Source organism: Streptomyces sp. NPDC006372, from assembly GCF_040612515.1.
Lineage (GTDB): Bacteria > Actinomycetota > Actinomycetes > Streptomycetales > Streptomycetaceae > Streptomyces.
In genome coordinates this window covers 366,099-382,037 of the sequence record NZ_JBEXQJ010000003.1, presented here as the reverse complement: position 1 = coordinate 382,037, position 15,939 = coordinate 366,099, and the positions used below count along the sequence as shown (strand labels likewise).

At 71.9% G+C, this 15,939-nt stretch carries 16 protein-coding genes and 1 pseudogene; 11 read left to right on the top strand and 6 right to left on the bottom strand.

Annotation, left to right across the window (positions count from 1 at the left end; all coding sequences use genetic code 11):
- Positions 1–26: 26 nt before the first annotated feature.
- Positions 27–632 carry an HD domain-containing protein gene (locus ABZ016_RS08850; protein WP_356915833.1) on the bottom strand — a complete coding sequence of 202 codons (606 nt, stop codon included), beginning with the start codon at positions 630–632 and terminating at the stop codon, positions 27–29.
- A gap of 169 nt (positions 633–801) precedes the next feature.
- Between ABZ016_RS08850 and ABZ016_RS08845 the strand changes: the two genes are divergently transcribed.
- The gene (locus ABZ016_RS08845; RefSeq protein ID WP_356915832.1) at positions 802–1,344 is read left to right on the top strand and encodes a hypothetical protein; all 543 of its coding nucleotides are present in this window, start codon (positions 802–804) and stop codon (positions 1,342–1,344) included.
- Between the two features lie 19 nt (positions 1,345–1,363).
- On the opposite strand, the gene ABZ016_RS08840 is transcribed toward ABZ016_RS08845, so the two are convergent.
- On the bottom strand, positions 1,364–2,323 hold the full coding sequence (locus ABZ016_RS08840; RefSeq protein ID WP_356915831.1) for an ATP-binding protein: 960 nt from the start codon (positions 2,321–2,323) through the stop codon (positions 1,364–1,366).
- Between the two features lie 122 nt (positions 2,324–2,445).
- Here ABZ016_RS08840 and ABZ016_RS08835 point away from each other — a divergent pair, with 122 nt between their 5' ends.
- Positions 2,446–3,960, top strand: coding sequence for an ABC transporter substrate-binding protein (locus tag ABZ016_RS08835; protein ID WP_356915830.1), 1,515 nt, complete (start codon positions 2,446–2,448; stop codon positions 3,958–3,960).
- Positions 3,961–3,968: 8 nt separating this feature from the next.
- Here ABZ016_RS08835 and ABZ016_RS08830 read toward each other — a convergent pair whose 3' ends face one another.
- Positions 3,969–4,370, bottom strand: coding sequence for a Rid family hydrolase (locus ABZ016_RS08830; protein WP_356915829.1), 402 nt, complete (start codon positions 4,368–4,370; stop codon positions 3,969–3,971).
- A 113-nt stretch (positions 4,371–4,483) separates the two neighbouring features.
- On the opposite strand from ABZ016_RS08830, the gene ABZ016_RS08825 reads away from it, so the two are divergent.
- A complete protein-coding gene (locus ABZ016_RS08825; protein WP_356915828.1) occupies positions 4,484–4,867 on the top strand; it encodes a helix-turn-helix domain-containing protein in 384 nt (127 codons plus the stop codon).
- An 11-nt stretch (positions 4,868–4,878) separates the two neighbouring features.
- Here the strand turns inward: ABZ016_RS08825 and ABZ016_RS08820 are convergent, their stop codons facing one another.
- A complete protein-coding gene (locus tag ABZ016_RS08820) occupies positions 4,879–5,640 on the bottom strand; it encodes a CDP-alcohol phosphatidyltransferase family protein (protein ID WP_356915827.1) in 762 nt (253 codons plus the stop codon).
- Positions 5,641–5,748: 108 nt separating this feature from the next.
- On the opposite strand from ABZ016_RS08820, the gene ABZ016_RS08815 reads away from it, so the two are divergent.
- From ABZ016_RS08815 to ABZ016_RS08795, 5 genes and pseudogenes are all read left to right on the top strand, one after another.
- A complete protein-coding gene (locus ABZ016_RS08815) occupies positions 5,749–6,729 on the top strand; it encodes a zinc-binding alcohol dehydrogenase (protein WP_356915826.1) in 981 nt (326 codons plus the stop codon).
- Between the two features lie 194 nt (positions 6,730–6,923).
- Entirely contained in the window at positions 6,924–7,322 is a 399-nt protein-coding gene (locus tag ABZ016_RS08810) for a 6-carboxytetrahydropterin synthase (protein WP_039934123.1), read from the top strand.
- Entirely contained in the window at positions 7,319–8,518 is a 1,200-nt protein-coding gene (locus ABZ016_RS08805) for a glycosyltransferase family 4 protein (RefSeq protein WP_356915825.1), read from the top strand. Before ABZ016_RS08810 ends, ABZ016_RS08805 begins: the two co-directional genes overlap by 4 nt.
- Positions 8,515–9,618 (top strand): class I SAM-dependent methyltransferase, encoded by a 1,104-nt coding sequence (locus ABZ016_RS08800; protein ID WP_356915824.1) that lies wholly within the window; start codon positions 8,515–8,517, stop codon positions 9,616–9,618. The genes ABZ016_RS08805 and ABZ016_RS08800 overlap by 4 nt, the downstream gene beginning before the upstream one ends.
- Positions 9,615–10,670, top strand: a pseudogene (locus tag ABZ016_RS08795) (lysylphosphatidylglycerol synthase transmembrane domain-containing protein); the annotation flags it as partial. The gene ABZ016_RS08800 and the pseudogene ABZ016_RS08795, both read left to right, overlap by 4 nt.
- Positions 10,671–10,834: 164 nt before the next feature.
- Here ABZ016_RS08795 and ABZ016_RS08790 read toward each other — a convergent pair.
- Positions 10,835–11,563, bottom strand: coding sequence for a creatininase family protein (locus ABZ016_RS08790; RefSeq protein WP_356915823.1), 729 nt, complete (start codon positions 11,561–11,563; stop codon positions 10,835–10,837).
- A 41-nt stretch (positions 11,564–11,604) separates the two neighbouring features.
- Here ABZ016_RS08790 and ribA point away from each other — a divergent pair, with 41 nt between their 5' ends.
- The 3 genes from ribA (at position 11,605) to ABZ016_RS08775 (ending at position 14,649) form a co-directional block, all read left to right on the top strand.
- Positions 11,605–12,264, top strand: a complete 660-nt coding sequence (gene ribA, locus ABZ016_RS08785; RefSeq protein ID WP_356915822.1) for a GTP cyclohydrolase II — start codon at positions 11,605–11,607, stop codon at positions 12,262–12,264.
- Between the two features lie 174 nt (positions 12,265–12,438).
- Positions 12,439–13,479, top strand: a complete 1,041-nt coding sequence (locus ABZ016_RS08780; RefSeq protein ID WP_356915821.1) for a saccharopine dehydrogenase — start codon at positions 12,439–12,441, stop codon at positions 13,477–13,479.
- Positions 13,480–13,491: 12 nt separating this feature from the next.
- Positions 13,492–14,649, top strand: a complete 1,158-nt coding sequence (locus tag ABZ016_RS08775; RefSeq protein ID WP_356915820.1) for a saccharopine dehydrogenase family protein — start codon at positions 13,492–13,494, stop codon at positions 14,647–14,649.
- 6 nt (positions 14,650–14,655) lie between these two features.
- On the opposite strand, the gene ABZ016_RS08770 is transcribed toward ABZ016_RS08775, so the two are convergent.
- On the bottom strand, positions 14,656–15,888 hold the full coding sequence (locus ABZ016_RS08770; RefSeq protein WP_356915819.1) for a serine hydrolase domain-containing protein: 1,233 nt from the start codon (positions 15,886–15,888) through the stop codon (positions 14,656–14,658).
- Positions 15,889–15,939 lie beyond the last annotated feature (51 nt).

The window sequence follows — 15,939 nt, the reverse complement described above, 5'->3', positions numbered from 1 at the left end:
ATGTCCGGACGGACAGTTTGCAGTGTTCACCGACCCAGGTGGAGTCCGCCGCCGCAAGGCACCGGCCGGTCGAGGTCCGGGTCGCCGAAGTCCGCGCGCAGGGCTTGGAAGGCGGTCACCTTGTCCTCGCCGAAACGACGGATGTGGGAGGCGTACTCGTCGGGGGAGAGGTACGCCGAGGGCTTGGACTTGGTGTGGAACTTGTCCGCGTACATCACCAGCCTCTCCTCCTCCGTGACCGCCAGGTAGTCGGCGGGAGGGAGGGGCAGACCCTGGCTCACTATGTCGTGCCGCGTGAGTCCCACCCCGGTGTGTTGGGAGCAGAAGCGGCGCAGCTCTTCGGGGAATCCCTCCGCTTCGAGGATCTCGTGGCCGAGCAGGCCGTGCCGGATGTAGTTCTCGTGGTCCAGCCGTCCGTCGTCTCCGTAGAGGCGGTAGACGCCGATGTCGTGAAGGAGGCAGCCGGCGCGGACCAGTTCGGCGTCGAGGTGGGCGAGGTGCGGTGCGGAGAGGAACTGCTCGGCGATTCCCCAGACGATCTCGCAGTGCGTGTGGACGAGCGTGAACGCCTCGGCGGTGGGAGCGTGCTTCTCGTGCAGCGCTCGGATCTCTGCGGGGCCCGGAATCCTCACCGGAGGAGCGTAACAACCGCCGATCCCGCTCGGTCCGCCGGTTCCCGCACTGACCCTTTTCACGCGATCGTGTGGTGCTCCGGAGAGTGGGCACCAGCCCGGCCCGCGAGCCGTTCGAGCTGGTGACGGGTTTTGTTGTCCCTTCTCAGCACGGTAACGGGAGCACAAGATGGGCCTGACTTTCCACCGCAACCCCGACGGCACGACAACCGGACGCAACGAGGCCAACGGCTTCACCGTGACGCATGCCGAAGAAGAAGAGGTGAAGCGGCAGTTGTACGAGGACGCCGGGTGGGAGTACACGCCTCCACCGCCTCCGGTCCCGCCCGGGGTCCACCGGTTCTCTCTGGTGCACGACGAGTTCCGGTCCTCCGGGTACGGGGACGAGAGGTACGCGGGGCTGCGGGCGCGTCCGCCGGAGGGGTGCGTGGCGGTCGACCGGGGGTGCTTCGCCCTGGAGTGCGAACGGCCGGGGAAGACGCTCATGGACGCGGTCGCCGGTACCGTCGCGGAGGTCCGCCGGGAGCACGGGCTGGTGATGAACAGCCTGGGGGTCGAGAAGCCTCACGAGTGGTTCGACGCGGACAGCAAGGACGGATACGCGGCGGAGATCGTCGCGCACTTGGTGCTGATGGCCGCTGACCGTGCCCGACTGCTCGGGTACGGGCGCAAGGACCTGGTCCGGCTACTCGATGCCACGGGGATCGAGTAGCCGGCTGCCGGGTGCGCCTTCAGGGCAGGGCGGCCGGCCCCGGGACGAAGTCCGGATCCACCTGTGCCGCCAGATCCTCCCCGGTGCGCGCGTCCGCCCACGCCCGGGCGTTGCGCAGGTGGAACTCGACCGCGTGGCGGTGGAGGCGGTCCCAGTCGCGGGCGTGGGAGTCCACGGCCTCGCGGAGGACGGTGAGGGCGTGCCGGTTGTGCGGCTCCAATGACGCCAGGGCGTCCGGGCCGGACTCGGTGCGGCCCTGCTCCGCCGCGCGGACCCAGGGGGAGTGCACCAGGTGGGTCAACAGGTCGTCGCCGACCTGCTCCTTGAGGAAGAGCAGGTCGTCCTCGCAGGTCACCTTGTTGCCAATGACCGCGATGCGGATGCCGAACCGTTCCGCGTGGTCGCGGTACTGGCGGTAGACCGAGACGCCCTTGCGGGTGGGTTCCGCCACCAGGAAGGTGATGTCGAAGCGGGTGAACAGGCCGGAGGCGAAGGCGTCCGCCCCCGCCGTCATGTCGACCACGACGTATTCGCCGGGGCCGTCCACGAGGTGGCCGAGGTACAGCTCGACCGCGCCGAGTTTGGAGTGGTAGCAGGCCACGCCCAGGTCGGACTCGTCGAACTCGCCCGTGACCATGAGCGGTACACCGCCCGCACGGCCGACGTGCCGGGCATGCAACTCGTCGTCGCCGAGCGGGCGGAGCAGGCGTGAGCCTCGTCCCGGCGGGGTTGTCTTGATCATCGCTTCGGGGGAGGGGATACGCGGGTTCGTACCGCGCAGGTAGTCCTTGATCGAGGCCGTGTGCTCGCCCAAGGGAGGAGCGGACACCTCGGTGGAGCCCAGCGCCTCCGCCAGGTGCTGGTTGATGTCGCCGTCGATGGCGAGGACCGGGGCGCCGGAGCGGGCCAAGTGGCGCGAGAAGAGCGCCGACAGGGTGGTCTTGCCGCTGCCGCCCTTGCCGACGAAGGCGACCCTCACGACCGTTCCGCCCTTTTGAAAATGGATGTCATGTGGTTAGGTTTAGGGAGTGATCGTCACCACTGTCAAATTCCTTGGGCCGTTGGGGGGCGAGTGGGTGCAAGGACCCTGATGCATATGCTGTGCAAGTGCGTGTTCAGAGCATCAAGAGTCCCGTCCGGTTCCTCGCCGCCCTCGCCCTCATCCCGGGCCTGGCCGGTTGCTTCGCCTCCCCGGGCGGGGGGTCGTCGTCGGACGGCGGGGAGTCCGGCTCCCGGCTGCGCGTCGCCCTCGCCTTCCCGCCCGCCGAGAACTTCTCGCCGTACGGTGCCGACGCCACGCTGCTGAGCCGGCTCGGCGTCACCGAGGGGCTGACCGCCCTGGACGCCAACGGTGGCGCGACCCCCGCGCTCGCACGGTCCTGGCGCCGGGACGGCGACCGCACCTGGGTGTTCACCCTGCGCGAGGCCACCTTCCAGGACGGCACGGCCGTCACCCCGTCGGCAGTGGCGGACGCGCTCACGCGTGCCACGAGGGCGAAGCCCGCGCCCGCCGCGCTCGCCGGTGTCAGCCTCACCGCGAAGGCCGACGGCGAGAGTGGCATACGCGTCACCACCACCGCCGCCGACCCCGTCCTGCCCATGCGCCTGTCCAGCCCGAGCCTGGCGATCCTCTCCCCGAAGGCGTACCGCGAGAAGGGCGCCCCCGACCCGGTCGGAACCGCCACCGGGCCCTTCGAGATCACGAAGGTGAGCGGCGGCGGCTCCGCCACCCTCGACCGCTTCGACGACTACTGGGGCGGCCGCGCCCAGGCCTCCGGTATCGACGCGCGTTTCGTCAAGGACGGCACCGCGCGCGCCAACGCGGTGCGCACCGGTGACGTCGACATCGCCGAGGCGATCCCCGTCGCCCAGGCCGCCACACTCGACAAGGCCACCCTCGAGGAGGCCGGTACCACCCGCACCACCAGCCTGCAGCTCAACACCCGATCCGGGCCTTTCAAGGACCCGAAGCTGCGGGCCGCCGCCCGCGAGGCGGTCGACGCCTCGACCATCGTCAAGGGCGTCTTCGAGGGCTACGCCGACCCGGGCGCGGGCATCTACGGTCCCGCCGTCACCTGGGCCGAGAGCAAGCGCGTGAAGCCGTCCGGACGCGCGGAGGCGGCCCGGCCCGACGGTGCGCGGATCACCCTCGCCACCTACGACAACCGGCCCGAGCTCCCCGAAGTCGCCCAGGTGGTGCAACAGCAGCTGGAGAAGGCCGGCTTCGAGGTGAAGCTCGAAGTGCGCGAGTACTCACGGCTGGAGAGCGACGCGCTGGCCGGGAAGTTCGACGCGTTCATCGGCGCCCGCAACAGCCTCCTGGACACCGGCGACCCCGTCGGCATCCTCGCCAGTGACTACACCTGCGACGGCGGCTACAACCTGGCGCTGCTGTGCGACAAGAACGTCGACCGGGCCGTCGAGAAGGCCGACGGCACCGACGGCACCGGTGAGCGGCAGGACGCGGCCATGGCGGCCGAGGCCGAGATCCTCGGCACGGACGCGGTCGTGCCGCTCGCCCACCAGCAGATCATCGCGGGTGTCTCCACCAAGGTCAGGGGCGTCGTGCTCGACCCGTACGAGCGGACCCTCGTGAACGCCGGGACGCGCCGCTGACCCGCGGGTCAGGCAGGCAGCTTCAGGTCGACCACGCAGCTGATCTCCACGAGTTGTCCGGGGAAGGTCAGTTCCGTGACACCCAGGGCCGTGCTGACCGGGCGATGGCCGCCGAAGTACGCCCGGTTGGCTTCCGCCACGGTGCCGGCGTTCTTCACCAGGTCCACCGCGTACAGCGTCTGGGAGACCACCTGGTTGCGGGTGGCGCCGTAGTGGGCCAGAACCTTGCCGAGATTGACGTGGGTCCGCTCGAGCTGGGCGGCGAAGTCGTCCTCGGGGTGGAAGGCGCCCGAGTCGTCGAACGACAGCTGCCCCGAGACATGGATCAGGTCGCCGGACCTGATCGCCTGTGCGTAGCCGAAGTGGCTCTCGGCCGGGATGCCGTGGTCGTAGACGTCGATGGTGGTCATGGTTCCCGTCCCTTCGCAGAGCGCGGAACCGCGCTCTCTTGTGGTTACTCGGAAACCGTAGGAGAGTGAGCGCCGACCTGGAAGAACGCACTTCTCGGTGACTGGGGAACCAGATGGTGACCAAGCAGGAGTTGAACGGCCTGCCCGAGGACGCGGACCTGCGACGGGCGGACTCACTGGCGCGGGAGATCTTCTCGGACGTGGCCAACAAGTGGGCACTGCTCATCATCGAGGCCCTCGGCGAACGCACCCTGCGCTTCAGCGAGCTGCGCGACCAGGTCGAGGGCGTCAGCCACAAGATGCTGACCCAGAACCTGCGGATGCTGGAGCGCAACGGCCTGGTCGACCGGAAGGTGCACCCGACCGTGCCGCCGAAGGTCGAATACACGCTGACCGAGCCGGGCCGGGCCCTGCGCGCCACGGTGGACCTGCTCTGCGGCTGGACCCACCAGTACCTCGGTCATATCGAGGCGGCGCGCGGGCGGTTCGGCACCTGATCGGCCGGGCGTCAGCCCGCGACCAGTTCCGGAACCTGCCGCGGCGACGGGGCCTCCTCGACCCGGGAGCTCCGGTACAGCCACAGCACATCCCGTCCGAACGACCACACCAGCAGGCCCAGAGCCAGGGCCGCCACGCCGAAGTTGACCGCGTACGGCAGGAGGTCGGCGCCGGCGAGCAGCAGGAGCACGCCCTGGAGCGCCGCGACCGTCTTGCGGGCGGTGCTCGGCGGGAGTGCCGCGGTCAGCCAGGGCCACACCCGGGCGGCGCCCACGAACACGTACCGCATGCCGCCGATCAGCAGGACCCACGGGCCCAGTTGCATGGACACGTACACGCTCAGCACCAGGATCAGGAACGCGTCGACCTCCATGTCGAAGCGCGCGCCGAGCGGGGTGGAGGTGCCGGTGCGGCGGGCCACCTTGCCGTCGACACCGTCCAGTATCAGGGCCACCGCCGTCAGGCCGACGAACAGCGACACCGGCGGCGAACTCTGGAAGGAGTCCGCCACCAGCGCGGTGACCCCGCCGACGAGGGTGGCCCGGCCGAGGGTGACCCGGTTCGCCGCGCCGAAGCTGCGCAGCCGGGAGCGGTGCAGGGCCCGGGAGAGCACCGCCCAGGTGGCGAACGCGAACGCGAGACCGCTCAGCCAGCCCGCCGGGCCCATCCCGATCGCCGTGCCGATCAGGGCCAGCAGCAGGACCTGCACGCCCGCCCCCAGGGCGGTCTCCTGCTGTACGAGCCTCGCGTCGTAAGTGTTGTTCAGGGCCACCGAACACCCTCCGGCCGTGTGACAGAGTCGATCAACGCCGCTACCTTGTGCGCGGCCTGTGCACCCCTCGGTACGCAAGCCGCTTCCCGATCGTTCAGGAGGACTTCGATGAAGCACACCGCACGGTCGTTCTGGATCGAGTCGCCCGGACGCGGCGGGATCCGGGACGTCGTCCTGCCGGATCCCGGCGAGGGCGAGGTGCTGGTCCGCTCGCTCTTCTCCGGTGTGAGCCGCGGCACGGAGACGCTCGTCTTCCGCGGGGGTGTACCCGTCAGCCAGCACACGGCCATGCGGGCACCGTTCCAGGAGGGCGACTTCCCGGGGCCGGTGAAGTACGGCTACCTCAACGTCGGAGTGGTGGAGGAGGGGCCCGAGGAGCTCGCCGGCCGTACGGTGTTCTGTCTCTACCCCCACCAGACCCGCTACGTCGTCCCGGCGAGCGCGGTGACGCCCGTCCCCGAGACCGTGCCCGCCGAACGGGCCGTGCTCGCCGGGACCGTGGAGACCGCCGTCAACGCCCTGTGGGACGCCGCGCCCCTGGTCGGCGACCGGATCGCCGTGGTCGGCGGCGGGATGGTCGGCTGCTCGGTGGCCGCGCTGCTCGCCCGGTTCCCCGGTGTCCGCGTCCAGCTGGTCGATGCCGACCCCTCCCGTGCCTCCATCGCCGAGGCCCTGGGCGTCGGCTTCGCCACCCCCGAGAACGCCCGGGGCGACTGCGATCTGGTCGTCCACGCCAGCGCCACCGAGCAGGGCCTCGCCAGGTCTCTGGAACTGCTCACCGTCGAAGGGACCGTGCTCGAACTGAGCTGGTACGGCGACCGGCAGATCAGTGTGCCCCTCGGTGAGGCCTTCCACTCACGGCGGCTCGTCATCCGCTCCAGCCAGGTCGGCACCGTCTCCCCGGCCCGCCCGAACCGTACCTACGCCGACCGCCTCGCCGTCGCTCTCGACCTGCTCGCCGACCCGGCGCTCGACACCCTCGTCACCGGCGAATCCGCCTTCGAGGACCTGCCCGTCGTGCTGCCGAAGCTCGCCTCCGGCGAGATCCCCGCCCTGTGCCACCGCGTCCGCTACGACGAAAACGACTGATGCGTACGACGGGAGCGATTGACGCATCGGCTGACAAATCGCTCCATCCGGTACGACATCGCCCCGACAAGCGGGCCTGACCTGAGAAAAGACGTACTCGGGGCTGAACAGGGGAAGGCAAGCAGCCGTACTACCCGGCATCCCCGGCAGCAAACGGCGGGGGAGCAGACGCGCCGCACCTGGAGGGTCGTCCGTTGTTCAGCATCACCGTCCGCGATCACATCATGATCGCCCACAGCTTCCGCGGCGAGGTCTTCGGACCGGCGCAGCGCCTGCACGGCGCCACGTTCCTCGTGGACGCCACGTTCCGGCGCGAACAGCTGGACGAGGACAACATCGTCGTCGACATCGGGCTGGCCACCCAGGAACTCGGAGCGGTCGTCAGCGAGCTGAACTACCGCAACCTCGACAACGAGCCCGATTTCGCCGGAGTGAACACCTCCACGGAGTTCCTGGCCAAAGTCATCGCCGACCGGCTCGCCGAGCGGATCCACAAGGGCGCGCTCGGCGAGGGCGCCAAGGGTCTCGCGGGCCTCACCGTCAGCCTGCACGAGTCGCACATCGCCTGGGCGAGTTACGAGCGTGCGCTGTGACCGACACGACGATCGAGCGGCCCGGACAGACCGGACCGGCACGCCTGAACTACGTTCCGGTGCAGCACGCCGCCCTGAAGAACGCCGAGATCATCCCCATGTCCCTGCGCACCGTGCACTTCGTGCTGCCGGGCGGCGTCGACGACCCGGCCGCGCCCAGCGGCGGCAACGCCTACGACCGGCGCGTGTGCCTGGACCTGCCCGGCTTCGGCTGGCAGGTGACCAAGCACGCCGTGGCCGGTGACTGGCCCCGGCCGGGAGCGGCGGCCCGTACGGAACTCGCCCGCGCCCTGAGCGGCCTGCCCGACGGCTCCGTCGTCCTGCTCGACGGGCTGGTGGCCTGCGGAGTGCCGGAGATCGTCGTACCGGAGGCGGAACGGTTGCGCATGGCCGTCCTCGTCCACCTCCCGCTCGGTGACGAGACCGGGCTCGACCCGGTGGTGGCCGCCGAACTGGACGCCAGGGAGCGGACGGTGCTGCGGGCGGTGCCCGCAGTGATCGCCACCAGCGACTGGGCGGTCCGCCGGCTGGTCTCCCACCACGGCCTGCCCCCGGAGCGGGTCCATGTCGCGGCCCCCGGCGCGGACATCGCGCCCCTGGCGCCCGGCACCGACGGTGTCTCCCGGCTGCTGTGCGTCGCCGCGGTGACGCCGCGCAAGGGACAGCACCGGCTGGTGGAGGCACTGGCCACGGTGACCGACCTGCCGTGGAGCTGCGTGTGCGTCGGCGGCCTCACCCAGGACCCGGAGTACGTCGCCCACCTGCGGTCCCTCATCGAGAAGCACGGGCTGGAGAACCGGCTGGAGCTGGCGGGCCCGCAGTCCGGCGCCGTACTCGACGCCAGCTACGCCAAGGCCGACCTCATGGTCCTCACCTCGTACGCCGAGACGTACGGCATGGCCGTCACCGAGGCATTGGCCCGGGGCATCCCGGTCATGGCCACGGACGTCGGCGGACTCCCCGAGGCGGTCGGCCGCGCCCCCGACGGCGGGATGCCCGGCATTCTCGTGCCACCGGAGAACTCCGCCGCCATCGCCGCGGAACTGCGGGGCTGGTTCGGCGAGGCGGACGTACGCCGCCGCCTCAAGGCCGCCGCCCGCAGCCGACGCGCCGCCCTCGACGGCTGGGCGACGACCGCACAGAGCCTGGCGGGGGTACTGCGCCGGCTCCCGACCGACCCCCGGAGGGCCGCATGACGAATCCGGTGACGACCCAGCAGAGCGGCGCGATCCCGACCCAGCCCGGGCCACGGGGCGAGGCCGGGCCGGCGAACGCCGTGACTCCGGGACCGGGTGGCTTCGCGGCCACGGGCACAGCGGGTGCCTTCGCGCCGGGCGCGGAGGGCGCCGTCGTTCCGGGGCCGGGCGACGACGCCCCGGGCGCCGCCGTCATCCCGGGCGCCGGCCCCAGTGCCAAGCCCGGCTCGCGCCCCACCGTGAAGCTGCGCGAGGCCGGGCCGGACGACCCGCCCCGTTACGCCCCGGAGTGGCTGCAGTTGCGGGAGCCCGCCGACGCCGCGGCGCGGGCGCACGACCTGCTCGACCCGCTGCGCATCCGGCTGGCCAACCTCCCGGGGAAGTCCGGCGGCGTCGTCATCCACGACCTGGGCTGCGGCACCGGATCGATGGGCCGCTGGCTCGCGCCCTGCCTGGACGGTGCCCAGCACTGGATCCTGCACGACCGCGACCCCTACCTGCTGCACTTCGCCGCGGTCGCCTCACCGCGCTCCGCCGCAGACGGCAGCCGGGTCACGGTGGAGACGCGGCGCGGTGACATCGCCCGCCTCACGCCGGACGCCCTGCACGGCGCGTCCCTGGTGACGGCGTCCGCCCTGCTGGACGTCCTCACCCGCGAGGAGATCGACACCCTCGCCGCCGCCTGCGCCGGAGCCGGCTGCCCCGCGCTGCTGACGCTGTCCGTCGCCGGACGCGTGGAGCTGACCCCCTCCCACCCCCTGGACGCGGCGATAGCCCAGGCGTTCAACGACCACCAGCGCCGCGACGGCCTGCTCGGCCCCGACGCGGTCACGGCGGCGGCCGAGGCGTTCTCCGAGAACGGTGCGACGGTGCGGCTGCATCCGAGCCCCTGGCGGCTCGGCCCCGACCAGGCGGCGCTCACGGAACAGTGGCTGCGCGGCTGGGTCGGAGCCGCCGTGGAACAGCGCCCCGATCTGCGCGCCGCGGCCGACGCCTACCTGGCCGACCGCCTGGCGTCCTGCGCCGCGGGCGAGTTGCGCGTCACCGTCCACCACACGGACCTCCTGGCTCTGGTCCGTCCGGCGGGCGGAGCGTCATGAGCCCCCAGGCGACGGGAACACGTCCACGGCCGGCCTCCGCCGAGAGCACCCGGCTGCCGGAGACCGGCGGGAACCGGGGTCCGCTCGCGGAGTCCGGTGCCCCGGCAGCGGCAGTCGCCGAGCCGTCGCGCAGAACCGCCGACGTCTCCGAGGCCCCGCCGTCCGTGACCGACGCGGCGGGCCCCGGCCCCCGCGCCGCTTCCCCGTCGCCCGGCCCGGTCCGCGCCGCCCTGGCCCGGATCGGCTCCCGCAAGGTCCGTACGCACCTCGGGACCCTCGCCGGAGTCGCCATCCTCGGCGTGCTGTTCTGGCGGCTCGGTACCGGCGTCTTCCTGGACGGGCTGCGGCGGATCGACGCCGGAACGCTGCTGCTCGCGCTCGGGATCGGGCTCGTCACCACCGTGTGCAGCGCCTGGCGGTGGGCGCTCGTGGCCCGAGGGCTCCGGATCCGGCTGCCGCTCGGACCCGCCGTCGCCGACTACTACCGCGCGCTGTTCCTCAACGCGGCCCTGCCCGGCGGCATCCTCGGCGATGTGCACCGGGCGGTGCGGCACGGGCAGAGCGAGGGGGACGTGCGGCGCGGTGTGAAGGCCGTCGTGCTCGAACGGGCCGCCGGGCAACTCGCGTTGTTCGCCGCCGGTGCCGTGATCCTGCTGACCATGCCGTCCCCGGTGCTCGCCGAGACCCGGCACATCGCTCCGCTCGCGGTCCTGGCCGCCCTCGGGGCACTCGCCGTCGTCCTCGCCCTGCGCATGAACCGGGCGGCGCCCTCCCGCCGGGGCCGGGCCCTGCGCGGCACGCTCGCCGAGGCACGGGAAGGGCTGATGTCCCGCCGCAACGGGCCCGGGGTGATCGTCAGCTCGGTGGTCGTTCTGGCAGGTTACGTCGCCATGTTCGTACTCGCCGCCCGCGTGGCCGGGGTCGCCGCCTCCGTGGCCGTCCTGGTACCGCTCGCGGTCCTCGCGCTGCTCGCGATGGGCCTGCCGCTGAACGTCGGCGGCTGGGGACCGAGGGAGGGCGTCACCGCCTGGGCGTTCGGGGCCGCCGGCCTCGGCGCGGGCCGGGGACTCGCCGTCGCGGTCGTCTACGGCGTGCTCAGCCTCGCGGCGAGCCTGCCCGGCCTCGTCGTGCTCGTCGCCCGCTGGTACGCGGGGCTGCGCGCGGAGTCCCGGTCCGTCGCACCGGACCCGGGACCAGGCCGCGCGCCGGCGCGTGACTACGCGTCGGACGTCAGCAACGAGAAATACGCCCCGAAGGAATCCGCCAGGCTCGACAGGAGTTCCTTCCCCTTTTCCGCCGAACCCAGCGAAGGACGGCCGATGACACCGGAATCGGTATAGCCGGACATGCCGAGGGTGAGCAGATGACGCCGGTCGTCAGCGACGAAGTCGGAGGTCTCATAACCGGGCCGGAGCATTTCGGGATGAGCGTGCAGAAGGATGGAGGTTTCTATTTCCCCCGCGTGCATGTCGGTGAGCAGCGAGGTGACCACACCCGCCCGCTCCCGCGCCGCCTCCCAGTCCTCCGCGGCCGGGAAGAGCGCCATCCGCTCGCCGCGGGCGGAGGACTCCTGAACGACGTTGCCCAGTACGTAGTTTCCGCCGTGCCCGTTGACCACCACCAGGGCGTCGACGCCGGACCGGCGGAGCGAAGCCGCTATGTCCCGTACCACCGCATGAAGGGTCACCGAGGAGATGCTGACGGTCCCCGGCCAGCCCGCGTGCTCGTGCGAGCACGAGATCGTCACCGGAGGAAGGAGGTGCACCGGGTACGCGCCGGCTATCTCCCGCGCGACGGCACAGGCCACCAGCGTGTCGGTCGCCAACGGAAGATACGCGCCGTGCTGTTCGAAGCTCCCCACGGGAAGCACCGCGACCTGCCGTGAGACGCCGGCAGCTCGCGTCCGTACGTCTTCCGTGGTGTCCGCCGGCACCAGATCACTCATATCGTCACGGCCTTTCGTCTCAGCTTAGGAACTCGAGAATCATGACAGACAAAATTGGCGTACTCGGCAAGAAGGCACCGCAGCGGACCGGCGTGGAACGCGTCGTGAATGCCCCCTTGCCCACCGCGTACGGGAAATTCCAGGCGATCGGCTACATGGACCACGACCGCGGTGACGAACAGGTCGCGCTGGTCTACGGCGAGATCGGCCCGGACGACGTCCTCATCCGGCTGCACTCGGAGTGCCTGACCGGCGACGCCTTCGGCTCCCAGCACTGCGAGTGCGGTGACCAGCTCGACGCCGCCCTGCGCGCGGTCGTCGCCGAGGGCGCCGGTGTCGTGGTCTACCTCAGAGGGCATGAAGGCCGGGGCATCGGCCTGCTCGCCAAGCTGCGCGCGATGGCCCTGCAGGCGGAGGGCCTGGACACGGTCGAGGCCAACCTCGCGCTCGGTCTGCCGGTCGACGCACGCGACTACGGGGTGGCCGCCCGGATCCTGGACGACCTGGGTGTGAAGTCCGTCCGCCTGATGTCCAACAACCCGCGCAAGCGCGAGGCGCTGGTGAGCCACGGCATCAGCGTCGCCGAGCAGGTGCCGCTGCTGATCCCGCCGTGCGAGAACAACATCACGTACCTGCGCACCAAGCGGGAGCGCCTCGACCACCACCTGCCCCACCTGGACGCGGTGGTCAACTCCTCCTGAGACGCACCTCCCGAAACGCTCCTCCGAGACCGGGGCCGATTCCGGTTTCCCACGACGTGACCTGGACGGATTCGTACGCGACCCGCGGGCGGGCCGCGTACGCTTCGTGGACGTCCGACCCTTGAGCGCCGGCCAGCAGGCGGCCGGCGCCTCACGTCCGGAGGCCCACCCGGGATGACCGAGCTCCAGCTGTGGCTGCGCCACGAGGCCCGAACGACCGAGCGACGCACACCGATCGTGCCCGACGACGCCCGGCGGCTCGTCGACAACGGCGTGGCACTGACCGTCGAGGAGTCGCCGCAGCGCGTCTTCCCGATCGAGGAGTACGAGGCGGCCGGCTGCCGCGTCGCCCCCTCGGGCTCCTGGGTGTCGGCGCCGCCGGACGCCGTGGTGCTCGGCCTGAAGGAACTGCCGGCGGATCCGGTCGAACTGACCCACCGGCACATCTTCTTCGGCCACGCCTACAAGGGCCAGCCGGGCGCGGGCGACCTGCTGCGCCGGTTCGCCGCCGGAGGCGGGACGCTGTTCGACCTCGAATACCTGGTGGACGACACCGGGCGGCGCCTCGCCGCGTTCGGCTTCCGGGCCGGCTATCTGGGCGCGGCCCTGGCGGTGCTCCAGCACCGGGGCCGGCTGCGGGCACCGCTCGCGCCCACGACGAAGGAGGACCTGGACGAGACGCTGCGGCCCGCCCCCGGCGACCCGGAGTTCACCGGCCTCGTCATCGGCGCCCTGGGCCGCAGCGGACGCGGCGCCCGCACGGCCTTCGCAGCCGCCGGTGCCGACCCGACCTGCTGGGACCTCGCCGAGACCCGCGACCTGGACCGCGGCGCCCTGCTGCGGCACGACGTGATGGTCAACGCGGTGCTCGCCACCAGCCCCGTCCCGCCCTTCCTGCGTGAGCAGGACCTCGACAGCCCGGACCGACGTCTGCGCACCCTGTGCGACGTGACCTGCGACGTCGGCTCCCCGCTCAACGTCCTCCCGGTGTACGACGACACCACCGACTGGGACGAGCCCGTACGCCGGCTGCGCAAGGAGCCCCCGCTCGACCTGATCGCCATCGACAACCTGCCCTCCCTGCTGCCGCTGGAGTCCAGCGCCGACTTCTCGGCGGCCCTGCTGCCCCACCTGCTCGACTTCGGAATCACCGGGCCCTGGGGACACTGCCTGGACCGGTTCCGTCAGGCATCTCGTGAACACGGTCTCGACTGAGGGGGAAGTCCCTTGACCACTGACCCGGCACCCGCGAGCGGCACCGTCCACTGGGTCGGCGCCGGCCTGTCCACGGGCAGTGGCCTGGCCGCGCTGTGCGACACCGCCGCGCGCGTACGCCTCTGGCACCGCACCGAGAGCCGCGCGGCCGACGCCCTCGACCGGCTCGGCCTCGGCGGACGGGCCGAGCCCCGCACCTACACCCTCGCCGCGCTGACCGCCGAACTCGCCCCCGGCGATGTGGTCGTGTCCATGCTGCCCGCGCCGGAGCACGCGCCGCTGCTCGCGGAGTGCGTCCGGATGGGGGCGCACTTCGCCTGCTCCAGCTACGTGTCCGAGGCGGTACTGGAGCAGGTGCCCGCCGCTGAGAAGGCCGGCCTCGTCGTCCTCACCGAGGCCGGGCTCGACCCGGGCATCGACCACCTCTTCGCCCACGCCCTCGTGGCCCGGGCCCGGGAGGCGATCGGCGACGGGACGCCCGCCTCGTACACCCTGACGTCGTACTGCGGCGGCGTCCCGGCCGTCCCGAACGACTTCACCTACCGCTTCAGCTGGGCGCCCGCGGGTGTCCTCAACGCCCTTCGTTCTCCTGCCCGTTACATCGAGGACGGTGCCGAGACGGTCGCGGACCGTCCGTGGGAGGCGACCCGGCGGCATCTCGTCGGCGGGGAGACCTTCGAGGTCTACCCGAACCGCGACAGCGTCCCGTTCGTCGAGCAGTACGGGCTGCCGGACACCTGGACACCGCGGACGTTCGTGCGCGGCACCCTGCGCCTGGAGGGCTGGCTGCGGGCCTGGGACGGTGTCTTCGAGGAGCTGAAGAGCGGCGACGACACCAGGATCGCCGCCCTCGCCCGGGAGCTGGCCGCCGCCTACCCCACCACGGAGGACGACCGGGACCGGGTCGTGCTCGCCGTGTCGCTGGACGTGCGGGCCGGCACGGGCCGTTCCTGGGCGGGCGGCTACCTCCTGGACCTGGTGGGCGACGCGCGGGAGAGCGCGATGGCCCGCTGCGTCTCGCGCACCCTCGCCCTGGGCGTCCGCCACGTGCTGGACGGCTCCCTGCCGCCCGGCCTGAACCGGGCCGCGGAGACGGCGGAGCGGTCCGGGCAGTGGCTGCGTGAACTCGCCCGTGAGGGGGTCGAGTTCACGCAGCGCGTCGAGGGGTGAGCGGCCTCAGTGCGTCACGGCCTCGTGGACCAGCCGCTTGAGGTCGCGGAAGACCGTGTGGGAGGACCTGGGTCGCACCTGTGTCATGAACTGCACGGTCAGGTCGTGGCCCGGGTCGACCCAGAAGGTCGTCGTGGCGACCCCGCTCCAGCCGTAGGCGCCGAGCGCGGACGGCGCCTGCGTGCGGGACGGGTCGATCACCACGGAGACGTTGAGGCCGAAGCCGACACCGGCGTTGCCGGGCTCGTCATGGGCGGGACGGCTGCCGAAGGCGCGCAGGTCGGCGCCGCCGGGCAGCTGGTTGCCGGTCATCAGGTCCACGGTGTCCGGGGCGAGGAGACGGACGCCGTCGAGCTCGCCCCGGCGGCGCAGCAGCTCCATGAACCGGTGGTAGTCGTGGGCGGAGGCCACCATGCCGCCACTGCCCGACAGGAACCGCGGCCGTCCGCCGCGCAGCGGCAGCCCCGGGGCCGGGGCTATGCCGCCGCCCTCCTTCTCCCCGTACATCTCGGACAGCCGGGGCGCCTGCTCGTCCGTGACGTGGAACCCCGCGTCGGTCATGCCGAGCGGCCCGAAGATCCGCTCGGCGCAGAACACGTCGAGCGGCTGTCCGGACACGACCTCGATGATCCGGCCCAGGACATTGCTGGCCACCGAGTAGTTCCACTGTGTCCCGGGCTCGAACTGCAGCGGCAGACTCGCGTACACCTCGATGGTCTCCGCGAGGTCGGCACCCGGCGGCACCGACGACTCCAGACCGGCCTCGCGGTACAGGGCGTCGACGGGGTGGGTGTGGTAGAAGCCGAAGGTCAGGCCCGAGGTGTGGGTCATCAGATGCCGGACGAGTATCGGGCCGCCGGCCGGACGGGTCCTGACGTCGGCGCCCGACCCGCTCTCGTACACCCGTGGGGCGGCGAACGCCGGCAGGTGGTCGGCGACCGGATCGTCCAGCGACAGCCGGCCCTCCTCCACCAGCAGCAGGGCGGCGACCGCGGTGACCGGCTTCGTCATGGAGTAGACCCGCCACAGTGTGTCGGACTCGACGGGCAGCCCGGCCGCGATGTCGCGCAGCCCGTGCGTCGTGAGGTGGGCGACGTGTCCGCCCCGGGCTATGGAGACGAGGAAGCCCGGCAGGTGCCCCTCGTCCACCAGGCCGGCGAGGTGCCGGTCCAGGCGGCCCAGCACCTGCGGATCCAGTCCGGCCTCACCCGGTTCGACCTCTTGTCGCAGCTGTGCCATCGATCGTCCTCCGTCGTGCTCGTCGAGGTGAGGACCGGCATACCCCGCCCG